The 22,730-nt window shown below is 43.2% G+C and carries 18 protein-coding genes; 16 read left to right on the top strand and 2 right to left on the bottom strand.

The annotated features are described in order from the left end of the window. Positions 1-75: 75 nt before the first annotated feature. From ACH9UM_RS10685 to ACH9UM_RS10660, 6 genes are all read left to right on the top strand, one after another. A complete protein-coding gene (locus ACH9UM_RS10685; protein ID WP_004848025.1) occupies positions 76-720 on the top strand; it encodes an AAA family ATPase in 645 nt (214 codons plus the stop codon). A 238-nt stretch (positions 721-958) separates the two neighbouring features. Further along, positions 959-1,843, top strand: coding sequence for a branched-chain amino acid ABC transporter permease (locus ACH9UM_RS10680; protein WP_004848026.1), 885 nt, complete (start codon positions 959-961; stop codon positions 1,841-1,843). 12 nt (positions 1,844-1,855) lie between these two features. Then, entirely contained in the window at positions 1,856-2,923 is a 1,068-nt protein-coding gene (locus ACH9UM_RS10675; protein ID WP_004848027.1) for a branched-chain amino acid ABC transporter permease, read from the top strand. Beyond that, complete coding sequence (locus ACH9UM_RS10670; protein WP_004848029.1) at positions 2,923-3,681, top strand: ABC transporter ATP-binding protein; 759 nt, start codon at positions 2,923-2,925, stop codon at positions 3,679-3,681. The genes ACH9UM_RS10675 and ACH9UM_RS10670 overlap by 1 nt, the downstream gene beginning before the upstream one ends. An 11-nt stretch (positions 3,682-3,692) precedes the next feature. After that, entirely contained in the window at positions 3,693-4,403 is a 711-nt protein-coding gene (locus ACH9UM_RS10665) for an ABC transporter ATP-binding protein (RefSeq protein WP_004848031.1), read from the top strand. A gap of 15 nt (positions 4,404-4,418) precedes the next feature. Then, complete coding sequence (locus tag ACH9UM_RS10660) at positions 4,419-5,045, top strand: AAA family ATPase (RefSeq protein ID WP_155236733.1); 627 nt, start codon at positions 4,419-4,421, stop codon at positions 5,043-5,045. 110 nt (positions 5,046-5,155) lie between these two features. Here ACH9UM_RS10660 and ACH9UM_RS10655 read toward each other — a convergent pair whose 3' ends face one another. Continuing rightward, a complete protein-coding gene (locus tag ACH9UM_RS10655) occupies positions 5,156-5,635 on the bottom strand; it encodes a GNAT family N-acetyltransferase (protein WP_227077128.1) in 480 nt (159 codons plus the stop codon). A gap of 468 nt (positions 5,636-6,103) precedes the next feature. Between ACH9UM_RS10655 and ACH9UM_RS10650 the strand changes: the two genes are divergently transcribed. From ACH9UM_RS10650 to pflA, 6 genes are all read left to right on the top strand, one after another. Further along, the gene (locus ACH9UM_RS10650; protein WP_227077127.1) at positions 6,104-7,378 is read left to right on the top strand and encodes a hypothetical protein; all 1,275 of its coding nucleotides are present in this window, start codon (positions 6,104-6,106) and stop codon (positions 7,376-7,378) included. Further along, positions 7,371-9,383 (top strand): immunoglobulin-like domain-containing protein, encoded by a 2,013-nt coding sequence (locus ACH9UM_RS10645; RefSeq protein WP_227077126.1) that lies wholly within the window; start codon positions 7,371-7,373, stop codon positions 9,381-9,383. The genes ACH9UM_RS10650 and ACH9UM_RS10645 overlap by 8 nt, the downstream gene beginning before the upstream one ends. Positions 9,384-9,719: 336 nt before the next feature. Beyond that, positions 9,720-10,163, top strand: coding sequence for a MarR family winged helix-turn-helix transcriptional regulator (locus ACH9UM_RS10640; protein WP_227077125.1), 444 nt, complete (start codon positions 9,720-9,722; stop codon positions 10,161-10,163). Next, complete coding sequence (locus tag ACH9UM_RS10635; protein ID WP_009320016.1) at positions 10,160-11,491, top strand: MATE family efflux transporter; 1,332 nt, start codon at positions 10,160-10,162, stop codon at positions 11,489-11,491. Before ACH9UM_RS10640 ends, ACH9UM_RS10635 begins: the two co-directional genes overlap by 4 nt. A gap of 283 nt (positions 11,492-11,774) precedes the next feature. Continuing rightward, positions 11,775-14,027, top strand: a complete 2,253-nt coding sequence (gene pflB, locus ACH9UM_RS10630) for a formate C-acetyltransferase (protein WP_004848042.1) — start codon at positions 11,775-11,777, stop codon at positions 14,025-14,027. Between the two features lie 206 nt (positions 14,028-14,233). Then, on the top strand, positions 14,234-14,986 hold the full coding sequence (gene pflA, locus ACH9UM_RS10625; protein WP_004848044.1) for a pyruvate formate-lyase-activating protein: 753 nt from the start codon (positions 14,234-14,236) through the stop codon (positions 14,984-14,986). A 75-nt stretch (positions 14,987-15,061) separates the two neighbouring features. Here pflA and ACH9UM_RS10620 read toward each other — a convergent pair whose 3' ends face one another. Next, positions 15,062-16,402, bottom strand: a complete 1,341-nt coding sequence (locus ACH9UM_RS10620) for an MATE family efflux transporter (RefSeq protein ID WP_004848047.1) — start codon at positions 16,400-16,402, stop codon at positions 15,062-15,064. A 331-nt stretch (positions 16,403-16,733) separates the two neighbouring features. On the opposite strand from ACH9UM_RS10620, the gene ACH9UM_RS10615 reads away from it, so the two are divergent. The 4 genes from ACH9UM_RS10615 to ACH9UM_RS10600 all read left to right on the top strand — a co-directional run bounded on the left by ACH9UM_RS10615 (position 16,734) and on the right by ACH9UM_RS10600 (position 22,638). Next, entirely contained in the window at positions 16,734-17,897 is a 1,164-nt protein-coding gene (locus ACH9UM_RS10615; protein WP_004848049.1) for a DUF4317 domain-containing protein, read from the top strand. Between the two features lie 136 nt (positions 17,898-18,033). Further along, complete coding sequence (locus tag ACH9UM_RS10610; RefSeq protein WP_004848051.1) at positions 18,034-18,489, top strand: MarR family winged helix-turn-helix transcriptional regulator; 456 nt, start codon at positions 18,034-18,036, stop codon at positions 18,487-18,489. After that, positions 18,486-20,810 carry an ABC transporter ATP-binding protein gene (locus ACH9UM_RS10605; protein ID WP_004848052.1) on the top strand — a complete coding sequence of 775 codons (2,325 nt, stop codon included), beginning with the start codon at positions 18,486-18,488 and terminating at the stop codon, positions 20,808-20,810. Before ACH9UM_RS10610 ends, ACH9UM_RS10605 begins: the two co-directional genes overlap by 4 nt. After that, positions 20,803-22,638 (top strand): ABC transporter ATP-binding protein, encoded by a 1,836-nt coding sequence (locus ACH9UM_RS10600; protein ID WP_400091294.1) that lies wholly within the window; start codon positions 20,803-20,805, stop codon positions 22,636-22,638. Before ACH9UM_RS10605 ends, ACH9UM_RS10600 begins: the two co-directional genes overlap by 8 nt. Positions 22,639-22,730: the final 92 nt, after the last annotated feature.

Below are 22,730 nucleotides of genomic sequence, written 5' to 3'. Positions count from 1 at the left end.
TTTCTATTCATACCCGGGAAACAATGTTATACTTGAGTATATCAATACAGCGATCCGCAGAGAGGAGTGGCACATATGATGAAACACACGATTATCACGATCGGAAGGCAATTCGGAAGCGGCGGGCATGAAGTAGGAAATCGATTGGCAGAACGGCTTGACATTCCGCTTTACGATCATAATCTGATCCGCATGGCGGCGCAGGAGCTTCGGATCAGCAGTGAAGATGCGACGCAGGTAGACGAGACGATTCTCGGAAGATTTCTCACGGCATATATAGTCAGTACAGGAAACTATACTGCATTTATGAGCGGAGACGAGTCGGGAGAACCTCTAAGTGATCTCGTCTTTAACAGGCAGTCGGCGATCATAAGGAAACTTGCGGAGAAAGGTCCGGGAATTTTTGTCGGAAGATGTGCGGATTATATCCTCGGAGATTATTCAAACTGCATCAATACGTTTATTTATGCATATAAGGACGATCGTATCCGCAGAATCATGAAGCTTTATGAACTAAACGAAAAGCAGGCGGCAGATAAGATCAAAAAGACAGACCGCGAAAGGAAGCTTTATTATGAGGCAAGGACCGGCCGCGAATGGGGTGGAATCGAGTCGAACAGCATGATGTTTAATACGAGTCTTTTAGGGATCGACGGAGCGGTGGATGCTCTCGAAGCTATTTACCGCAAATGGGATGCCGGGAGAGACGTCGAGTCATAAAATGCCGGCATATATGTAAAATGAATGACACGTCATGCAGGGGAGTTTTTATTTCGGAAGAAAAAGCCGGATAGATACAAAATAAAGCAGTTAAAAACGGGTACGTGAAAAAAACCGAGCGTACTCGTTTTTTCTTATTGATAATCCTATATTTTTTGTGGTATAATCCTTATTAATCATGATAAACAGAGAAGAGATCGTTTATCGGAACAATAAGAGAAATGAAAGGGAATGAGACATGAGTTTTATATCGTATTTGATTAATGGAATCAGTCTTGGAAGTGTCTATGCGATCATAGCGCTTGGGTATACGATGGTTTATGGGATTGCGAAGATGCTGAACTTCGCCCATGGCGACGTTATTATGATCGGTGCGTATATGGCGCTGATCACGATGATGAAGGCGGGGATGTCGCCGATCCTTGCGATCGTTGCCGCTGTAATCGTGTGTACGGTACTCGGAATCTTGATCGAACGTATCGCGTACAAACCGCTGCGTAACGCATCGTCTTCACTTGCCGTATTGATCACGGCGATCGGCGTAAGCTACCTTCTCCAGAATACGGCGCTTCTCGTATTCGGGGCGAACGCACAGACGTTTCCGTCGGTTATTAAGTGGAAAGGTTTGTCTTTGGCAGGCGGCAAGCTGAACATTTCAGGGGAGACGATCGTGACGATCGCGGCATGTGTAGTGATCATGATCGTACTGATGCTGTTCGTGCAGAAATCAAAGCCGGGTCAGGCAATGCGCGCTGTATCGGAAGATAAAGGCGCGGCTCAGCTTATGGGAATCAATGTAAACGGAACGATCGCTCTTACGTTTGCAATCGGGTCGGCGCTGGCGGCTGTTGCAGGTGTGCTTTTGTGTTCGGCATATCCGAGCCTGACGCCGTATACAGGAGCGATGCCGGGTATTAAGGCGTTCGTAGCGGCTGTATTTGGAGGAATAGGTTCGATACCGGGAGCGTTTATCGGAGGAATTCTGCTCGGTGTGATCGAGATTTTCGGAAAAGCATACATTTCGTCACAGATGGCGGATGCGATCGTATTCGCGGTACTTATCATTGTGCTTCTTGTGAAACCTACAGGTTTGTTAGGTAAGAAAATTCAAGAGAAAGTGTAGGTGATCAGAGCGATGGATAAATTAAAAAATATGAAAAAAACTACAAAAAATAATATCATCACATATGCTCTTGTTATCGCGGCATTTGTGATCATGCAGTCACTGATCAACGCCGGAAGTATTTCCAGCCTTCTTGAAGGATTGATGGTTCCGCTTTGTATTTATATTATTATGGCTGTGTCGCTGAACCTCGTAGTCGGCGTACTTGGAGAATTGAGCCTCGGACATGCGGGCTTTATGTGTGTCGGCGCGTTTGCAAGTGCATTCTTTTCAAAATGCATGAGAGATACGATCGAATCGGCTTCACTGCGCTTCTTTCTGGCTCTTTTGATCGGAATTGCGGCTGCTGCGATCTTCGGCATTCTGATCGGAATTCCGGTTCTGCGTCTGAAAGGCGACTATCTGGCGATCGTGACATTGGCATTCGGAGAGATCATTAAAAACCTCGTAAACGTATTGTATATAGGTAAAGATTCCAACGGTTTTCATTTTTCGACAAAAGATGTGATGGCGCTGAATATGGAACCGGACGGAAAGGTTATCATTAACGGTCCGCAGGGGATTACGGGAACGCCGAAAGATGCGACGTTTTTTATCGGATTTATACTGATTCTGATTACGTTGTTTATCGTGCTTAATCTGATCCATTCAAGAGACGGACGCGCGATCATGGCGATCCGTGACAACCGTATCGCGGCGGAATCAGTCGGTATTAATATTACAAAATATAAACTGATGGCGTTTACGATATCTGCGGCGATGGCAGGAGCGGCAGGCGTGCTTTACGCTCACAATCTGTCTACGCTGACGGCGAATACAAACAACTTCGGTTATAATATGTCGATCATGATCCTTGTCTTTGTCGTTTTGGGCGGTATCGGAAATATCAGAGGTTCGATCATAGCGGCAGTGATCCTGACACTTCTTCCGGAGATGCTCCGTGGATTGTCAGATTACCGTATGCTGATCTATGCGATCGTTCTCATTGTCATGATGCTCTTTAACTGGGCGCCGAAAGCGATCGAGTGGAGAGAAAAATATCTTTCTTTCGGAAAGAAGAAAAAGGAGGCTGTAAAATAATGGCGTTACTGGAAGTTAAAAATCTCGGGATTTCATTTGGCGGTCTCCGTGCGGTAAACGGGTTTGACATTTCGATTGAAAAAGAAGCTCTGTACGGACTGATCGGTCCGAACGGCGCGGGAAAGACGACTGTATTCAACCTTCTTACAGGAGTATATAAGCCGGACAGCGGAAAAGTGCTGCTGGACGGAACGGATATTACAGGGAAAAACACGATTGAGATCAATAAGGCGGGAATCGCCCGTACATTTCAGAATATCCGGCTGTTTAAGCAGTTAAGTGTTCTTGATAACGTGAAAGTAGGACTTCACAATAAACATCATTATTCTACTCTTTCGGGAGTCTTAAGACTTCCCGGTTACAGAAAAGTGGAAAAAGAGATGGATGAGCAGGCAATGGAACTTTTGAAAGTGTTCAATCTGGAAGATGTGGCGCATGTTGCCGCCTCTAATCTTCCGTACGGACAGCAAAGAAGGCTTGAGATCGCCAGAGCGATGGCGACAGAACCGAAGCTTTTGCTGCTCGACGAGCCCGCTGCGGGCATGAACCCGAACGAGACGGGGGAATTGATGGACATGATCCGTTTTGTGAGAGAAAAATTCCATATGACGATCCTTTTGATCGAACATGATATGAAACTGGTAAGCGGCATTTGCGAGAAGTTGACGGTGCTCAACTTCGGAGAGGTGCTCTGTGAAGGTAAAACGTCGGATGTTTTGAACGATCCGCAGGTTGTTACCGCATATCTTGGAGAATAGGGGGAATCGTTATGGCAATGCTCGAAGTAAAAGATTTACAAGTATATTATGGTATGATCCAGGCGATCAAAGGCATTTCTTTTGAAGTAAATCAAGGAGAGGTCATCGCTTTGATCGGAGCAAACGGCGCGGGAAAGACGACGACGCTGCATACAGTTACAGGTCTGATCTCCCCGAAGAGCGGACAGGTGCTGTTTGAAGGAAAAGATATTACAAAAACTCCGGCTCATAAGATCGTCTCTATGGGGATGGCGCATGTACCGGAAGGAAGAAGAGTGTTCGCAGAATTAAGCGTTTATGAGAATTTGAGAATGGGCGCTTATACACGAAAAGATAAGGCGGAGATTGAAGAAACATTAAAAAGTGTCTATAAGCGTTTTCCGCGTTTGCAGGAACGTAAAAACCAGATGGCGGGAACATTAAGCGGCGGCGAACAGCAGATGCTCGCTATGGGGCGCGCGCTTATGTCCAAACCGAGGATTATTTTAATGGATGAACCGTCGATGGGACTTTCTCCGATCATGGTAAATGAAATCTTTGATATTATCCGTGCGGTGAGCGAAAGCGGAACGACAGTCCTTCTTGTAGAACAGAATGCGAAGAAAGCTCTTTCGATCGCCGACAGAGCATATGTGTTGGAGACAGGAAAGATCGTCCTTTCGGGAGATGCAAAAGAACTTCTGGAAGATGATTCGATTAAAAAGGCTTATCTCGGAGAGTAAAGGAGGCGTGTTTTAATGAGAAATATCGTCATCACAATTTCAAGACAGTACGGAAGCGGAGGGAAAACGATCGGGGCGATGCTTGCAAAAGAACTTGGCATCAACTGCTACAGCAGAGAGATCCTTCGTATGGCTTCCGAGGACAGCGGAATCAATGAAAAACTGTTTGGTATGTCGGACGAAAAGGTGCGCAGGGCAGGATGGTTTAAGCTTTTGAGCCGTCCGTATGAGGGCGGATTGATCCCGCCGGAAGACAGAGAGTTTACTTCGGACGATAACCTGTTCAATTATCAGGCAAAGGTGATCAAAGAGCTTGCGGCAAAAGAGTCGTGCGTTATTGTCGGAAGATGCGCAGATTATGTTTTAAAAGATTATCCGAATGTAGTCAGCGTATTCGTGCATGCAGACAGAAAGTTCTGTCTGGATCGTTCAATGGAACGTCACAGCATGACGGAAAAAGAGATGCAGAAATATATTGAGAAAACAGATCAGTACAGAGGTGATTTTTACAGATACCATACAGGTCATGAATGGGTCGATGCAAGAAATTACGATCTGTGTCTGAACAGTGGAAAACTCGGATTTGAGAAATGCGTAGAAGAGATCAAAGCGTATATAAAAGTACGGTTTGGCGAAGCGTAGATTTTGCCGGGCAATAAGTGGATAAGACATAAGTTAAAAAGAACAAAATAGAAAAAGCCGCAAAAGACAGATGCTGAAAATGATAGTATCAAATCTTTTGCGGCTCTTTTTTATTTTTGGAATGCAAGCCGTTCTCCGCCATCATCTACATAGATGCGTCCGCAGTAAGTGAATCCGTTTTTCTTCAGCAGATTCTGCATGACAACATTGTTTTCATGGGTGTCGATCTTTAAATTTCCACATTGTGAGAATGCCCAGTCAAGACAAAAAGAGGCTGCGCCCTTTACTTTGCCGGATGAAGTGATCCGGTGGACAACGCCGTAGGGAGCATCGTTTTTCCATTGTCCGTCATAAATTTTCAGATAGGTTGGATCTATGCCTTCTTTATAGAAGAAAACCGCCTCGATCGCATCGTCTTCGGTACAGACGTATAAATCTCCGGAGCAGATATCTGCTTCAATCATATTTTGAGGAGGATACGCTGTTCCCCATTGATCGGGGTTTCCGTGTTCGCGCATGAATATGCGGGCGTTTTCATATAACTTCATAATAGAATGTAAATCTTGTTGTGCTGCTTTTCGGATGTGCATAATAAAAGTCCTTTCTGCTGTATTGTGATCGTCATTCGTTCTTTAACGATGAAGATATTATGATTTGAAATATATTATGCCATAATGCTTTTTGTTTCTCAACAGGAAGAAAGCCGGTGTCCTATCCGATTTTCAGATACTTTAACAGAATCGGAAAACTGTATATTGACAATGCTTTTTTAAGAAATATAATATATTTATATATGCGTTTATCTTTTTTGAAAAGCGGTTGAACTGTTCTTGATAGTGAAAGTTACGAAACTGTAACAGTCGGTTTTCAACCTTAAAGAAACTGACTGTTGTATTGTAACGAAAGGAAATAAGGAAAAGGAGTTGACAGTTGTGAGGGAAAGAATTACGCTTGTGACAGACAGACAGACAGACAGACAGACAGACAGACAGACAGACAGACAGACAGACAGACAGACAGACAGACAGACAGATGAGGGTAAAAGCTGTCTTTTTTTAATGAATAAAACGATAAAAGGCATTATGAGCTTTTTAGTGGTTTCTATGATTTTTAATATATACAATAAAGCGATAAAAGGGAAAGGGGAAACAGGAAAAATGAAACGGAAAAAAATAGAAAAAGCGGTGAGTTGTTTATTGCTTGCTGCGGCGATGACGGTTTCTACATTTCCGCAATTCGGTACACCGGTATTTGCGGAAGAGAAAGCGGTAGAAAGAGCAGATGGGCAAGAAATGATGGACAGGATAATGTGGATGACACCGGAAGATATAAAGTCGTATAAACCTGAGAATCCTAACGACGAAAGCGACTATCTGCCTTTTCGCTGTGGACGTGCTCACAGTAAGTCGTCGCAGAGCTGGAGGATTTTAGGAAGTCGCGGTGATAATTTGATATTATGGGCTGAGGGGATTATGCTAAGTGTTGAAGACAACGCTGACATGGCGTATAAGCAAATATTTGATGAACCTTCTGAAAATGAGACAAAACCATATGATGAGGAGTGGGGGTGTACTTATCAGGGAGAAACGCCAACAGAGGTTGCTGTAAACCATTATGGAGGGTCTCGGATAAGAAAAGTTTTGAAAAAAATAGAAAAGACTAATTTTACAGAAGAAGAAAGAAAACACCTGAGACCGACAACGATTTATACAGAGGATATGAAAAACAATACTGTGTATTCTACAACCGATATATTATATCTTCCTTATGGCATGTTTGGAGAGAAGTCTATTACAATAGGAGCAAATAGTCCGGAGGATTTAAATAGCGGTATTAGTTTCTTCCCTGATGGCTATAGTATGTGGCTTCGTGCGCCGCATCAAAGACATAATAATTGGGGGCTTTATTGGGGTGTAGCTGAAAGGGTGAAAGAGTCGGATGTGGCTAGTCTTAACGGCGCGGGACGCATACGCCCAGCTTGTGAATACGATATATCAGATCTTCTCTTTGCATGCAATACGCCACAACCGTTTAAAGATGAGGACCCTTATCTTGGGCATGACGGCTGTCTCATACCCAGATTTCGTGCAAAAGAGGATTTGGGTTCGGCACAAGTATCTTATGATAAAACGGAGATTACGGTAAAAAATGTCCCGAAAAACAGGCCTGTATATTTAATGGTGGGGTATGATAGCGGATATCTTTATACAGCTGCAAAAAGAATAAGCGAGGACACTGTTGTTTCGGTAGACGATATGATACCTAACTCGTGTCCTTTGGTAGACGGTAAAGTGTGGTTAGAAAGCATCCCCGAGGGGGGGTGGAATGCTTAGTTATGCAGAAATGGCAGAATGGGAGCAAGGGCATGATGTAAATATTGCGGCTGACGAAGGTAAAAGTTTAATTATTGTGGATGAAAACGGCAGCCAAAAAGTTGGACTGGGCAAGGCAATACAGGATATTACAGTAGAAGTGGCAGATGGCTTTTACCTACCTGAAGGATATATCAACAGTATTCAAGGTTTGAAAGATAGTGGTTTGACGGTCGTTTTAAATGAAACAAAAGGCGGGTTTACAATTTCAGGTACACCGACAAGAAATGTAAATGTGACTCTTCCGTCAGCGGCTCCTTTTCCAAAGGCGGAAACTCCGGCAGTGGAGTTGAAAAAGGTCACATCTACTTCCGTTGAGGTAAATGTTACGAATCATAAAGATGAGTATGGTAAAATCGAATACAAATGGGGAGACGGAAACTGGGAAGAAAATAAGAGCGCAGTATCCAATCTGACGCCGGATACAACGTATGATCTGGCTGTTCGTTTTACGGGAAACGGTTTTTATCTGATGTCTGAGGAAGCCGATCTTCAAGTTAAGACAATGAAAGAAGGAAGCGTTACTGTACCGAAGGAATTGAAAGTCACATATAAAGAAGGACTGAAATTGTCTGATGCGGATTTGTCTTCAACCGGTTGGACATGGGCAGATGGAGATGCCGCTTTGACAGTGGGAACGGGTGAATATCCGGCATATTTCGATACATCGGGTTTAGAAAATACACATGATTTCTCGGCTGTAGAAGGATACGATAAAGACAATCACAGAGTAGAACGCAAGATTTCGGTAATCGTAGAAAAAGGAACAAGTACCGTTACGATCATAACAAAAACTCTTGACAAACCATATGACGGAGGTGCGGTGAGCGCTCCTGAGTATACGACATCGGGAAGCAAAGGAAAGAAAACGATCACATGGCAGGAAAATAAAGGTACGGTTGACGCGCCTAAGTGGGAAAATATCGATAGCGCGCCGAGCGAAGTTGGAAATTATCGTGTGGTTGTGACTCTTGCGGAAGATAACAATTATAAATCTGCCGAAGCGGCGTTAAAGTTTGTGATTTCAAAGGCGGAAAATGTATGGACAGAGGAACTTTCGATTGAAGGCTGGACATACGGAAGTTATGATGAGACAAAAAATGTTCCAAGTGCAGAAGCGAAATTCGGAGACGTTGTATTTACATACAGCGATAAACAAGACGGAACATACAAAAACGAAGCGCCGGAAAATGCAGGAACATGGTATGTCAAGGCGGCTGTAGCAGGAACAGAAAATTATACGGGATTAGAAGCTGTTCAAGAGTTTGTTATTAAGAAGGCAATCCCGACACCGGATGAAGTGACAGGTCTTATCATCGTGCAGGGACATCCGTTAAGTGAACTTGAACTGCCGGAACAGTTTCGATGGGAAGATGAAACGCAGATAGCCGAAGAACTCGGAACACATCCGTTTAAGGCAATTTATACTCCGGAAGATATAGTGAATTACGAGACTGTAGAAACAAAGATTGACGTACAAGTTGTTCCCGCGCTGTCTGTCATCAATCATGTGCCGACAATCAGCGCAAGCGATAAAACGATCAAGTTTGGAGAAAAGTTTGATCCATTGAAAGATGTGACTGCAAAAGATAAAGAAGACGGCGATCTTACATCTGAAATTAATGTAGTAAAAAATACAGTCGATACGGGAAAAGCGGGAACGTACGAAGTAGTTTATCAGGTGGCAGACAGTCAGAATGCTTCTGTTAGAAAGACGATCAAAATCCATGTAAAAGCAGAAGAAAAACCGGAAGATCCGAATACGCCGGATAAAGACGATATACCGGATAAGGGGGATATGCCGGACAAGGGAAATACGCCTGATCAGAATGGGGCGGACAAAGAAAATGCAGATGCAAATAAAAGCGTACAAACCGGAGACAGAACAAACGTCCTTCTTTGGGTGATGCTGCTTGGCGTTTCAAGCGTTGGACTTTTGTGCGGTCTGTATCGTAAAAAACGATAAACGATCCGTCAATAAACAGAATATTGACCGGGTTTATGAGAAAACGTTCGGAATGAAATCAGACTTAAGGATTTTTAACAGCTAAAAAATTGGCATAGTCGTTAATAGCGGCTATGCCGTTTTTATTGTGGCGCGCCCGGTGGTGCGCTCATTTCATTTGGGAAGCCGATTGAAATTTTCAGAGATTCTGCTTGACCTGAATCCGAAACTGGATTACAATAAAACAATCCGATATCGGATTATATTAAATATATAACCCCGGATATTGAAAAGGAAAATAATAAAGAAAAAAGATGTGTAAGGATAAATGAAAGAAAATAGGAAGCGAGGTTTGGCATGAATTATACGCAGTCGAGAGAATTAAAAGAGAACAACAGGATCTATCGGGAGATGGAGAGTATCTACCATGAAATATGTGTAAAAGCGGGAATATCGGACACTGACTTTATTGTGCTGTATAGTATCGTAGAGTTTGAAGACGGTTGCTGCCAGAGGGAAATCGCAAAACAGTATTCTATCAGTCGGCAGACAGTGAATTCTTCGGTGAAAAAATTAGTGCAAAACGGCTGCGTTGTATTGGAAAGCGGCAAAGGGCATGACAAGCAGATTGTTTTGACCGAAAAAGGAAAAGCGATGGCAAAACAAAAGATCATTCCCGTGATGGAGGCAGAGGCAGGCGTTTTTATGCATATGACAGAAGAGGAGAGAAAGAAACTTTTACGTTTGAATGCAAAATATATGGAAATTTTCAGACAAAAGGTAGGAGAATTAAGATTATGAACATACAGCTTTCGGATCACTTTACATACCGCAGACTGATTCGCTTTACAATATCAACAGTTCTTATGCTTATCTGTACGTCGATGTACAGTATTGTAGACGGACTTTTTGTGTCAAACTATGTCGGGAAAATGCCATTTGCGGCGACAAATCTGATCTGGCCGGTATCTATGGGAATCGCAGCAATCGGATTTATGCTCGGAACAGGCGGAAGCGCCATCGTAGCAAAAACGCTTGGGGAAGGTAAGAAGGAAAAAGCGAATCAATATTTTTCGATGATTCTTTATTTCGGTATTATCGTCAGCGTTATTTTTTCGGTTATCTGTTTTATCTTTACGCCGCAAATTGCCCGGATGCTCAAAGCGGATGGCGAACTTTTGGAACATTGCATCGTATACGGAAGAATTCTTTTTGCGACGCAGACGGCGTTTATTTTGCAGAATATGTTTCAAAGCTTTCTCGTTGCCGCGGAAGAGCCGGTTTTGAGCCTGAAGATCAATATTGCGGCCGGACTGACGAACGTTGTGTTTGATTACTTGTTTATCGCAGTATTTGAGTGGGGAGTGGCAGGAGCTGCGATCGCTACAGGAATGGGACAGATCGTAGGAGGGATCGCGCCGTTTTTCTTTTTTGCGAAAGGAAGCCGCAATGGGCTGCGGATCACTTGGAGAACGAAACTGTATAAAGATATTCTTCTGAAAACATGCATGAACGGTTCGTCGGAAATGGTGACGAATTTGTCGACGTCTCTTGTGAATATTCTTTATAACTTTCAGTTGATGAAACTTGCAGGTGCAGACGGTGTGGCTGCGTTTGGAGTCATTATGTATGTGAATTTTATCTTCGTTGCGGTTTTTATGGGATATTCGGTCGGAAGCGCTCCGATTGTAAGTTATCATTACGGAGCGGGGAATGACGCAGAGCTTCATAATTTATACAGGAAAAGTAAAAATATTTTGATTGTAGCGGGAATTGTACTGACGATAGCGGCGGAGATACTTTCAATGCCTCTTGTCAGGATTTTTGTAAATTATGATAAAGAGCTTCTTTTGATGACCGTTCGCGGATTCCGCCTGTTTTCTTTTTCGTTCTTGATTATGGGAATCAACATATGGGCGTCTTCTTTCTTTACGGCATTGAATAACGGATTTGTGTCGGCGGCTATTTCGTTTTTGAGAACGTTTTTGTTTCAGGTGGCGGCAGTATGTTTCCTTCCTCTGATTATCGGTATCGACGGAGTGTGGACGTCCGTTTTGGCTGCAGAAACGATGGCTTTGGCGGTGACAATTATATTTTTAATAAAGGAGAAGAAAAAGTACCGCTACTGAAAGTATGATAATGATTTAACAAACACAATATATAGTAAATATAAGAGCGTATACAGGCAAAATTGTACTAAATCAAGAACAAAGGCGTTTTTGAGAAGGATTCTCGTTATAATGGTTGTTTTTTCCTTCGGGTGATGTTATACTAGCGCATGTGGCAATGAGATACAAATTACGATATCATTTGGACTGTTTAACCGCTCATTGCATGAACCGAAAGCGCAGATGATGTGCTTCGGTATGAAACGAATAAATTTATTAAGATTTCAGAGGAGGCTTTCAAATTATGGCACAATTTGATCAGTGGGCAGGATTTTCCGGAAAGAACTGGAAAAATTCTGTAGATGTACGCGATTTCATTCAGGAGAACTACACACCGTATGACGGAGACGAATCATTCCTGGAAGGACCTACAGAGGCAACAGATAAACTGTGGGGAAGACTTCAGGAGCTGCAGAAAGAGGAACGTGCAAAAGGCGGCGTTCTTGACATGGAGACAGAAGTTGTATCCGGTCTTACAGCATACGGCCCGGGATATATCGACGAGAGCATGAAAGACCTGGAGAAAGTTGTCGGACTTCAGACAGACAAACCGCTTAAGAGAGCGTTTATGCCTTACGGTGGTATTAACATGGCAGTAAAGGCTTGTACAACTTACGGTTATGAGCCGAATGAAAGATTGAAAGAGATCTTTACAAAATATCATAAAACACATAACCAGGGAGTATTCGACATCTACACACCGGAGATGAAGAAAGCCCGTCACAACAAGATCATCACAGGACTTCCGGATACATACGGACGCGGACGTATCGTAGGCGACTACCGTCGTGTTGCTCTGTACGGTATTGATTTCCTGATCGAGAAAAAACAGTACGACTTCGAGCGTTATGCAAGACACGGCATGAAAGGAACAGACTTCCGTCTTCGTGAAGAGATCGCAGATCAGATTCGCGCACTTCAGCAGATGAAAGAGATGGCAGCAATCTACGGATATGATATTTCACAGCCGGCAAAAGATGCAAAAGAAGCAGTACAGTGGCTGTATTTCGGATACCTTGCGGCGATCAAGACACAGAACGGAGCTGCAATGAGTGTCGGACGTATCTCTACATTCCTTGATATTTATATTGAAAGAGATATGAAGAACGGTGTTCTGACAGAGAGCGAAGCTCAGGAATTGATCGACCACATGGTTATGAAGTTCCGTATGGTTAAATTCGCAAGAATCCCGTCATACAACGAGCTGTTCTCAGGAGACCCGGTATGGGCAACACTTGAAATGGGTGGTCTCGGACAGGACGGACGTTCTATGGTAACAAAGAACGACTTCCGTTTCCTTCACACACTTGAGAACATGGGACCGTCTCCGGAGCCGAACCTGACAGTTCTTTACTCAGAAAGACTTCCGGAAAACTTCAAGAAATATACATCTTTGATTTCTGTAAAGACAAGTTCCGTACAGTACGAAAACGATGATGTTATGCGTCCGGTTTGGGGCGATGACTACAGCATCTGCTGCTGTGTATCCGCAACTCAGACAGGTAAAGAGATCCAGTTCTTCGGAGCAAGAGCAAACCTTGCAAAATGCCTGCTTTACGCGATCAACGGCGGTGTTGACGAGAAAACAAAAGTACAAGTAGCTCCGGCTTACAGACCAATCACATCAGAGTATCTTGATTACGATGAAGTAATGGAGAAATATGACGAGATGATGGAGTGGCTGTCCAAACTGTATGTTGATACATTGAACATGATCCACTACATGCATGACAAATACTACTATGAAGCAGCAGAGATGGCTCTTATCGATACAGATGTAAGACGTACATTTGCAACAGGTATCGCAGGATTCTCACATGTAGTAGACTCCTTAAGCGCAATCAAATATGCGAAAGTAAAAGTAATTCGTGACGAAGACGGTCTTGCAACAGACTTTGAGATCGAGGGAGACTTCCCGAGATACGGTAACGATGACGACCGTGCAGACGATATTGCGATCTGGCTGCTCAAGACATTTATGCACAAATTGAGCAAATGCCACACATACAGAGATTCTGAGCCTACAACATCGATCCTGACAATTACATCAAACGTAGTTTACGGAAAAGCAACAGGAACTCTTCCGGATGGAAGAAAAGCAGGCGAGCCGCTGTCACCGGGAGCAAACCCGTCTTACGGCGCAGAGAAGAACGGTCTTCTTGCTTCCCTGAACTCTGTAGCAAAACTTCCGTACGAGCTGGCTCTTGACGGAATCTCTAATACACAGACGATCAGCCCGAATGCACTCGGACATGATGATGACGAGCGTAAAGTAAATCTTGCCCGCGTAATGGACGGATACTTCCATCAGGGAGCACACCACCTGAACGTAAACGTATTCGGTACAGATAAACTGATCGACGCTATGGAGCACCCGGAAAAACCGGAATATGCAAACTTTACAATCCGTGTATCAGGATATGCCGTTAAGTTTATCGACCTGACAAGAGAGCAGCAGTTAGACGTAATCGCAAGAACTTGCCACGAGTCTATGTAATAAATAGTAACAGTTCAGTCCGCGCCATTCGTAAAACTGCACTGTATGGCTGAACTGTTACAATAAATAAAGGTCTGCAGATTTCTTTAGAAAGAAAAATGTGACTATAAGATGAAGAAAGTCCGGTTCTTTTGCTTGAGATATGATCTTTGGCAGAAGAACCGGTTTCTTTATAAATCTTTATAAAATGAAAAGGAGACGCCGGAATGGAACAGGCAAACGAAATAAAAGGATACGTTCATTCACTTGAAAGTTTTGGATCAGTAGACGGACCGGGAGTACGATACGTGATCTTTTTGACAGGATGCGCTATGCGCTGTCAGTTCTGTCATAACCCGGATACATGGAATCTTAAGAAAGGAACGCTGTATACGGCAGATGAGCTTCTGAAAACAGCTCTGCGCTATCGCACTTACTGGGGAGATAAAGGCGGGATCACGGTAAGCGGAGGAGAGCCTCTTCTTCAGATTGACTTCTTGATTGAATTGTTCCGCAAAGCGAAGGAAGCCGGAGTCCATACAACGCTTGATACAAGTGGAAATCCGTTTACGAGAGAAGAACCGTTTTTCGGGAAAGTACAGGAACTGATGAAATATACAGATCTTGTGATGCTCGATATAAAACATATCGATGATGAGCAGCATAAGATATTAACAGGATGTACGAATGAAAATATTCTTGATTTCGCTAAATATTTGGATGAGATTAAAAAACCTGTCTGGATTCGTCATGTCCTTGTTCCGCAGAGGAGCGACGATGACGGAGCGCTTGGAAAACTCCGTGAATTCATTGACGGACTAAGTAATGTGGAAAAAGTCGAAGTCCTTCCGTATCATACGCTCGGAGCATATAAATGGAAAGAACTCGGATATGAGTATCCGTTGGAGGGGATTGATCCTCCGACAAAAGAGCGGATTGAAAATGCAAATAAAATACTGCGTACAGCGGAATGTAAGTAAAAACGAAAGTATCGGGATACAGAAGATGAATTTTGTATCCCGATACTTTTTGATACGCCTGAAAGAGTGGGCGTTTTATGTTGACTGTACTATTTGAGTGTGTGTGCCGCGAAAAAGAAACAGGAATGAAAACAGGCATACAATCGCTTCGGTGACAGGAACGGTAAGCCAGATCCCTGTCAATCCAAATAATGACGACAAAATCCATGCGGCAGGAATGATCAGTATAAAGCCTCTTAAAACAGAGATGACAAATGCAAGTTTTGGTTTGTCGCATGAACATAAAAATGCAGATGCTATAATGTTCACTCCGGCAAAAAATAAGTTGATAAAATAAATTCTCATGCCTCCGGAAGCGATAGTTGTCAACAGAGGATCATCCGCCTTGTTGAATGCTTCGGCGATAGGAACAGAAAAAAGACTGATCGTTATGTAGGAAACAAGCGAAAGGAGAAGGCTTGTGATCAGCGCATATTTTCGTATACTGTTTTGTACATGCTTTCCTTTTGCATCGGCATGTCTGCTGACGATAGGCTGTATGCCCTGCGCGATCCCTGTAAAAACAGAAGTGAGGACAAGGGCGATATTTGCAAGGATTCCGTAGGCGGCAACACCTGTATTTCCGTTCAACTTAAGGATCAGGAAATTGAATACGATAATAACGATTCCAGAGGAAAGCTCCAGTACAAGAGAGGAAACTCCCAGGAAACAAATATCAGCGGCGCGTTTTAATGACAGCCGTATTTTTGTAATATGAAACCGGTTGTTTTTCTTTATAAAATGGACAGACATGATGAGCATACTGATCACAGGAGCAGTTGCAGTCGCAGTGGCGGCTCCTGCCATTTCCATGCCAAGCGGATAGATAAAAATATAGTCCAGTACAATGTTGGCAAGACTTCCGATAAGCATTCCCGCCATAGAAAGTCTGGGAGCTCCGTCGTTTCTCACAAAACAAAGAAGAAGATTGTTTCCGAGAAAGAGCGGGGAGAAGAGAAGCAGTATGCGGATGTAGTCGGAGGCGTAACCGATCGTGTCGTGATCGGCGCCGAGTATGGCGGAAATCTCTTCTGAACAAAATGCTCCCGCAAAGGAGAAGAAAAGTGCGCAGAGAGCGGCCAAAAGCAGAGCATGTGTAAAAGCAGTGCGGTGTGTATCGCTGTCCGGGCGTGTCGATGAAAGCGAGTAGCGGGCGGCTCCGCCCATACCGATCATCAGACCGATCCCGTTCATAAGGTTGTATGCAGGGAGCGTCAGATTGAGCGCCGCGAGGGCGTCTGCGCCGATTCCCCTTGCAATGAAAAAAACGTCGGCCAGAATATAGCAGGAAAATCCGATCATGCCGAGGACGTTTGATGATACATATTTAAAAAAAGTATGGAAGATCGATTGTTCGTTTTGTCTTGCAGCGTTCATAAAAGTTCCTTCCGTAAAAAAGGCATCTGACGATGCATTTTCTCTGAAAATATTTCAAGAAAGAGTGCGAAGCCAAATGCGTTGAAATGTAAGCTTTCTATCAAAAGTCTATTTTGTATGGTCTTATTGTTTGCGACGCTATCGTACCATAGAACAAAGGGAAAATCAAATCTTTTTTAATTCCCCGATCAGGTGTATGATATAATAGATCGGCGCAAACGGAAATAGCGCCGGAAAATGAGCAAAACGGAAGCAGATGCGAAAGAAACAGATGCGATGAAAGCAGGCGCGAAAGAAACAGACAGAAGAATGACGGAAAGGGGTTTATAATATGAATAAGAAGGAAATATTAGAGATAAGAAAGCAGTTTACTCCGGCAAATTGTGCGATTACACGTATATGCGGGTGTTATGTAGATCATGAGAAAGAAAAGAAGATGGAATCAAAAGAAGCTTTTTTGTCATTGCCGGAAGAAGAGGCGTTTAAATATTTTGACATTTTTAAAAAGACGCTTTCCGGTACGGTCGGGAAAAATATATTGAATATGGAATTTCCGATCGATGCGGAGATGCCCGGGGGAACGCAGGAGTTTCTTTTGAAGCTTCGCAGCAGCAAGCTTCAGGATGATATGCTTTTGGAAGAGTTTTATGATAAAGTCATCGAGGCATACGACTGTGCCGAGAATTATTACATTATTTTGATCCATGCGATGTATGATGTTCCGGGAAAATCTTCCGACGGGATCGAAATGTTCGACGCGTCTGACGAAGTGTATGAATATTTGCTTATGAGTCTCTGCCCGGTGTCTTTGTCGAAAGCAGGATTGAGTTATAATGCGGAAAGCAACTGCATTCAGGATCGGATAAGAGACTGGATCGTAGATATGCCCGATAAAGGATTTTTGTTCCCTGCCTTTAATGACCGAAGCACGGATTTACATAGTATGCTATATTATACGAAGAAATCAGAAGATTTACAGCCCGGAATGATCGATCAGCTTTTCGGAACGAAGATGCCGATGTCTGCCGATACGCAGAAAGAAACGTTTAAAATGTTGATCGAAGACACGCTTGGTGAGGACGGAGATTATGAGACCGTCAGAAATATTCATGAAACGCTGAATCAGTTGATAGAAGAACATAAGGAAGAACCGGAACCGCTGGCGCTTGATCTGACAGATATGAAGAAAGTGTTTGAGCAAAGCGGTGTAGAGGCGGAAAAGATGGAAAGTTTCGACCGCAATTTCACGGAAAATGCAGGAGAAAAAACATCGCTTTTAGCATCTAATATTGCAGAGACGAGAAAGTTTCAGATTGAAACTCCGGACATCGTTATTAAGGTAAATCCGGAAAGAGCGGATCTCGTTGAGACGAGGATCATTGACGGACGCCGCTGTCTTGTGATACCGGTGGACGATCATATAGAAGTAAACGGAATCAATGTGCAGACGATCAAAATGAAAGAACGGGAAGAAAATCAGGAGACATATAATTAACCTACTAAATAAAATTAGTCAAAAAGTATGAAAAAAATGTGAAGTCAACATGTATATGTTGACTTTTTTGTGTTATATTACTAATATATTATTTAGTTATCTAACTAATAAATAAAAAGTAAGAGGGAGGCATAACATGTTTCAATGTGATATAAACGATGCTCCGGTGATCGGGATATTGGGAATTGTGTCGCACCGGGCGAAAGTTGCGGCAAAAGATATGTACAGTGTATTTGATCTAAACAGAAGTCAGGCAAGTATTTTACTTACGCTTCATCACTGTGAGTCTATGTCGCAGAAGGATCTGGCAAAGCAGTTGAATATTACCGCTCCGTCGATTACATCATCGATCCGTAAAATGGAACAGTTTGGATATATTGCAAGACAGACAGATCCTGCGGATCAGAGAGTTATGCGGTTGGCGCTTACAGAGAAAGGACGTTCGTGCATTCAATCTATAAAAGACGTGACGGATAAAATGGAGGAGATCCTGCTTAAAGGAATGAGCGTAGAAGAAAAAATATTGTTTCGCAGGCTTTTAGTTCATGTAAACAATAATATTGATCAATATGAAAGGAAAGAAAAGATATGAAAAACTTATTTAAGTATGCGTCCGAGCACTGGAAAGCGCTTCTTGCGATCGTGGCCATTTTGATCGTGCAGGCGTATTGTGATCTGTCTTTGCCTGCATATACTTCGGACATCGTCAATGTGGGAATCCAACAAGGCGGAGTTGAAGATCATATACCGGATGCGATTTCCGCGGAAGATATGGAGACACTTTTGCTTTTTACTTCTGAAAAAGACGGAAAAACTGTTTTGTCGGCATATGAAAAGGATGACAAAACATATGAAGAACAGGCTTATGTCTTAAAAGATACTGTAAAAGAAGATACGGATAGGACGGAAAAATTAAGCGGTATTCTGGCAGCGCCTATGATGATGGCGGCAGGATTTGAATCAGGAAGCGATATGACCGCAGATATCGAAGAACAGTTGAAAGCACAGCTTCCTCCGGAAATGATATCGGAAGATATGACGGTTTTGGATATTTTGAAAATGATGCCGCAGGAGCAGAAACAGGCATTTGTATCGGAGATAGAAAAAAAGACGGAAGAACTTCCTGATACGATCACAGAGCAGGCTGCCGTAAATTATGTAAAAGAAGCTTATGCAGATCTCGGTATCGATATGGATGAATTGCAGTTTCGCTATCTGTTTTCAACAGGAGCAAAAATGATCGGTCTTGCATTTCTCGGAATGGTGGCAAGCGTTCTTGTCGGATTTCTTGCATCCCGCGTCGGAGCGGCGGCAGGACGCGATCTAAGAGGAAGAGTGTTTAAGAAAGTCGTAGGATATTCAAGCAATGAGTTCGATCATTTTTCCACGGCGTCTTTGATCACGAGAAGTACAAACGATATCCAACAAGTACAGTTTATTATCGTGATGCTGCTTAGAATTGTACTTTATGCGCCGATTCTTGCGATCGGAGGCATTGTGCAGGTATTTCAGACAAATGTTTCAATGTCCTGGATCATCGGTCTGGCAGTTGTTTTGATCGCTTTAGTCGTTTTGGTTTTGTTTGCGGTTGCAATGCCGAAATTTAAGAGCCTGCAGAAATTAGTTGATAAAGTGAACCTTGTTATGAGAGAAATATTGACCGGACTTCCTGTGATCAGGGCGTTTAGTACAGAGAAGCATGAGGAAAAGCGGTTTGACAAAGCAAATATGGATCTGATGAAAACAAATCTGTTCGTAAATCGCGCGATGACGTTTATGATGCCGATCATGATGCTTATTATGAACGGGATCTCGGTTTTGATCATGTGGTCCGGTGCAAAAGGAATCAACGACGGACAGATGCAGGTCGGAGATATGATGGCGTTTATCCAGTATACGATGCAGATTATTATGGGATTCCTTATGATATGCATGTTGTCGGTTATGCTTCCAAGAGCGGCTGTTGCGGCAGATCGTGTGGATGAGGTTCTGTCCAGCAGGACGGTGATCCATGATCCGAAAACACCGAAAAAATTTGAAGAAAAACAAAAAGGTGTGCTCACATTCGACCATGTTTCTTTCAAATATCCGGGTGCGGATGAAAATGTTCTTGAAGATATTACATTTACGGCAAAACCGGGAGAAACGACAGCGATTATCGGAAGTACCGGAAGCGGAAAATCAACGCTTGTCAATCTGATCCCCCGTTTTTATGATGTGACGGACGGAAGTATCCGTTTGGATGGAACAGATATTCGTGAAGTGACACAGCATGATTTGAGAGATAAACTTGGGTATGTTCCTCAGAAAGGACTGTTGTTCTCAGGTGATATCGCATCGAATATTATGTTCGGGAATCCGGAAGGCGGCGGGCAGGAGATGAAAGAAGCTGCGCAGATAGCGCAGGCAACAGAGTTTATCGAAGCAAAGCCGAACAAATATGAAAGTCCTATTTCGCAGGGCGGATCGAATGTGTCCGGAGGCCAGAAACAGAGACTTTCAATCGCAAGGGCGATCGCAAAACGACCGGAAGTGTTTATTTTTGACGACAGTTTTTCGGCGCTTGACTTCAAGACAGACGTTGCTCTACGGAAAGCTTTGAAAAAGCGGACGAAAGAAAGTACGGTGCTGATCGTGGCACAGCGAATCAGTACGATTTTAAATGCAGAACAGATCATTGTACTTGATGATGGAAAGATTGCAGGAATCGGTACACATAAAGAGCTTCTTAGAAACTGTGAAGTTTACAAACAGATTGCGGCATCCCAGTTGTCTGAAAAAGAACTTCAAGATGGAATGCAAAGTGAAGACAGAAAAACGGAAGATATAAAAAGTGAAACGATAAAAACAGAAGAAAGAAAAGAAGCAATCAGTGCAAAAACAGCGGAACAGGAGGTGAGAAGCGATGTCTAGGCACGGAATGAAAGGTGCTCATGGAGGAATGCGAGGAGGAGCAAAAGCAAAGGATTTTAAAGGCTCGCTTAAAAAACTTGTAAAATATATGAGCGTATATAAAGTGCAGATGCTTTTTGTCGCTGTTTTCGCAGTATGCGGAACGGTATTTAACATTGTCGGACCGAAAATATTAGGTAAGGCTACAACAGAGATTTTTAACGGGCTTGTCAGTAAAGTATCGGGCGGATCGGGAATGGATTTCGGAAAAATCGGACAGATCCTTCTTATTACTCTCGGTCTGTATGTAGTCAGCGCGCTTTGTTCCTTTATTCAGGGAATGATTATGACCGGAATCTCACAGAAAACGACGTACCGATTGAGAAAAGATATTACGGAAAAGGTCAATCGGATGCCGATGGATTATTTTGATACGAAGCCTGTCGGAGAGGTGCTCTCCCGTGTGACAAATGATGTAGATACTCTCGGACAGAGTTTGAACCAAAGCGCGACGCAGCTTATTACTTCTGTGACGACTCTGATAGGAGTTCTCGTTATGATGCTTTCGATCAGTCCGCTTATGACGGTTGTGGCGCTGTTGATCCTGCCGATTTCCGTTGGCCTGATCTCATTCGTTATGAAACATTCGCAGAAATATTTCAGCGGACAGCAGGAATATCTCGGAAATGTAAACGGTCAGGTCGAGGAAGTGTACAGCGGACACAACGTGATCAAGGCATTTAACAAAGAAGACGATGTGATCCGTGAATTTGACCGGACAAATGATAAATTGTATGAATCTGCATGGAAATCCCAGTTTTTCTCTGGAATGATGATGCCGGTCATGCAGTTTGTAGGGAACTTAGGTTATGTAGGAGTAGCGATACTCGGAGGTTTTCTGGCGATTAAAAAGACAATAGAAGTCGGAGATATCCAGTCATTTATTCAGTATGTGAGAAACTTTACACAGCCGATCCAACAAGTTGCTCAGGTGACAAACATGCTTCAGCTTGCGGCGGCATCATCGGAGCGGGTGTTTGAATTCCTCGAAGAAAAGGAAGAAGATCAGACGGTTGAACACCCTGTTTCGGTAGAAGGACTTCACGGAAATGTACAGTTTGAAAATGTTCATTTCGGATACAATCCGGAAAAGATCATCATTAACGATTTCTCTGCAAATGTAAAAGAAGGTCAGAAAATCGCAATCGTCGGTCCTACAGGAGCCGGAAAAACAACGATGATCAAACTGCTCATGCGCTTTTATGATGTAAACAGCGGTTCGATCAAGATCGACGGCCATGACGTAAGAGACTTCAACAGAAGCGAACTAAGAGAAATGTTCGGAATGGTACTTCAAGATACATGGCTCTTCCACGGAACGATCATGGATAACATCCGTTACGGAAAACTCGACGCAACAGAGGAAGAAGTTATACAGGCAGCAAAAGCAGCACATGTTCACCGTTTCGTCCAGACACTTCCGGGAGGCTATCAGATGGAAATCAATGAAGAAGCAACAAACATCTCACAAGGACAAAAACAGCTTCTTACGATCGCAAGAGCAATACTTGCAGATCCGAAGATCCTCATTCTTGACGAAGCGACAAGTTCCGTCGATACAAGAACAGAAGTAAGAATCCAAAAAGCAATGGATAATTTGATGAAAGGCAGAACAAGTTTCGTTATCGCCCATAGATTATCGACAATCCGAGACGCAGATCTCATTCTCGTTATGAAAGACGGCGATATCATCGAACAAGGAACACACACACAACTCCTCGCCCAAAACGGCTTCTACGCCGAACTATACAATTCACAGTTTGAATCAACAGATCAGACCTGCGCATAAAAAAGAGGACTCCGCAGCGTAAGCTTGCTTACAAGGTGCGGAGTCCTCTTTTTTAAGCATAGGGCGGACGCCCATCAGTGAGATGAAGAGTG

The sequence above is a fragment of the Mediterraneibacter torques genome, from assembly GCF_044591705.1.
In the GTDB taxonomy this organism is placed as follows: Bacteria; Bacillota; Clostridia; order Lachnospirales; family Lachnospiraceae; genus Mediterraneibacter; species Mediterraneibacter torques.
This window is presented reverse-complemented; position numbering and strand designations above follow the sequence as displayed.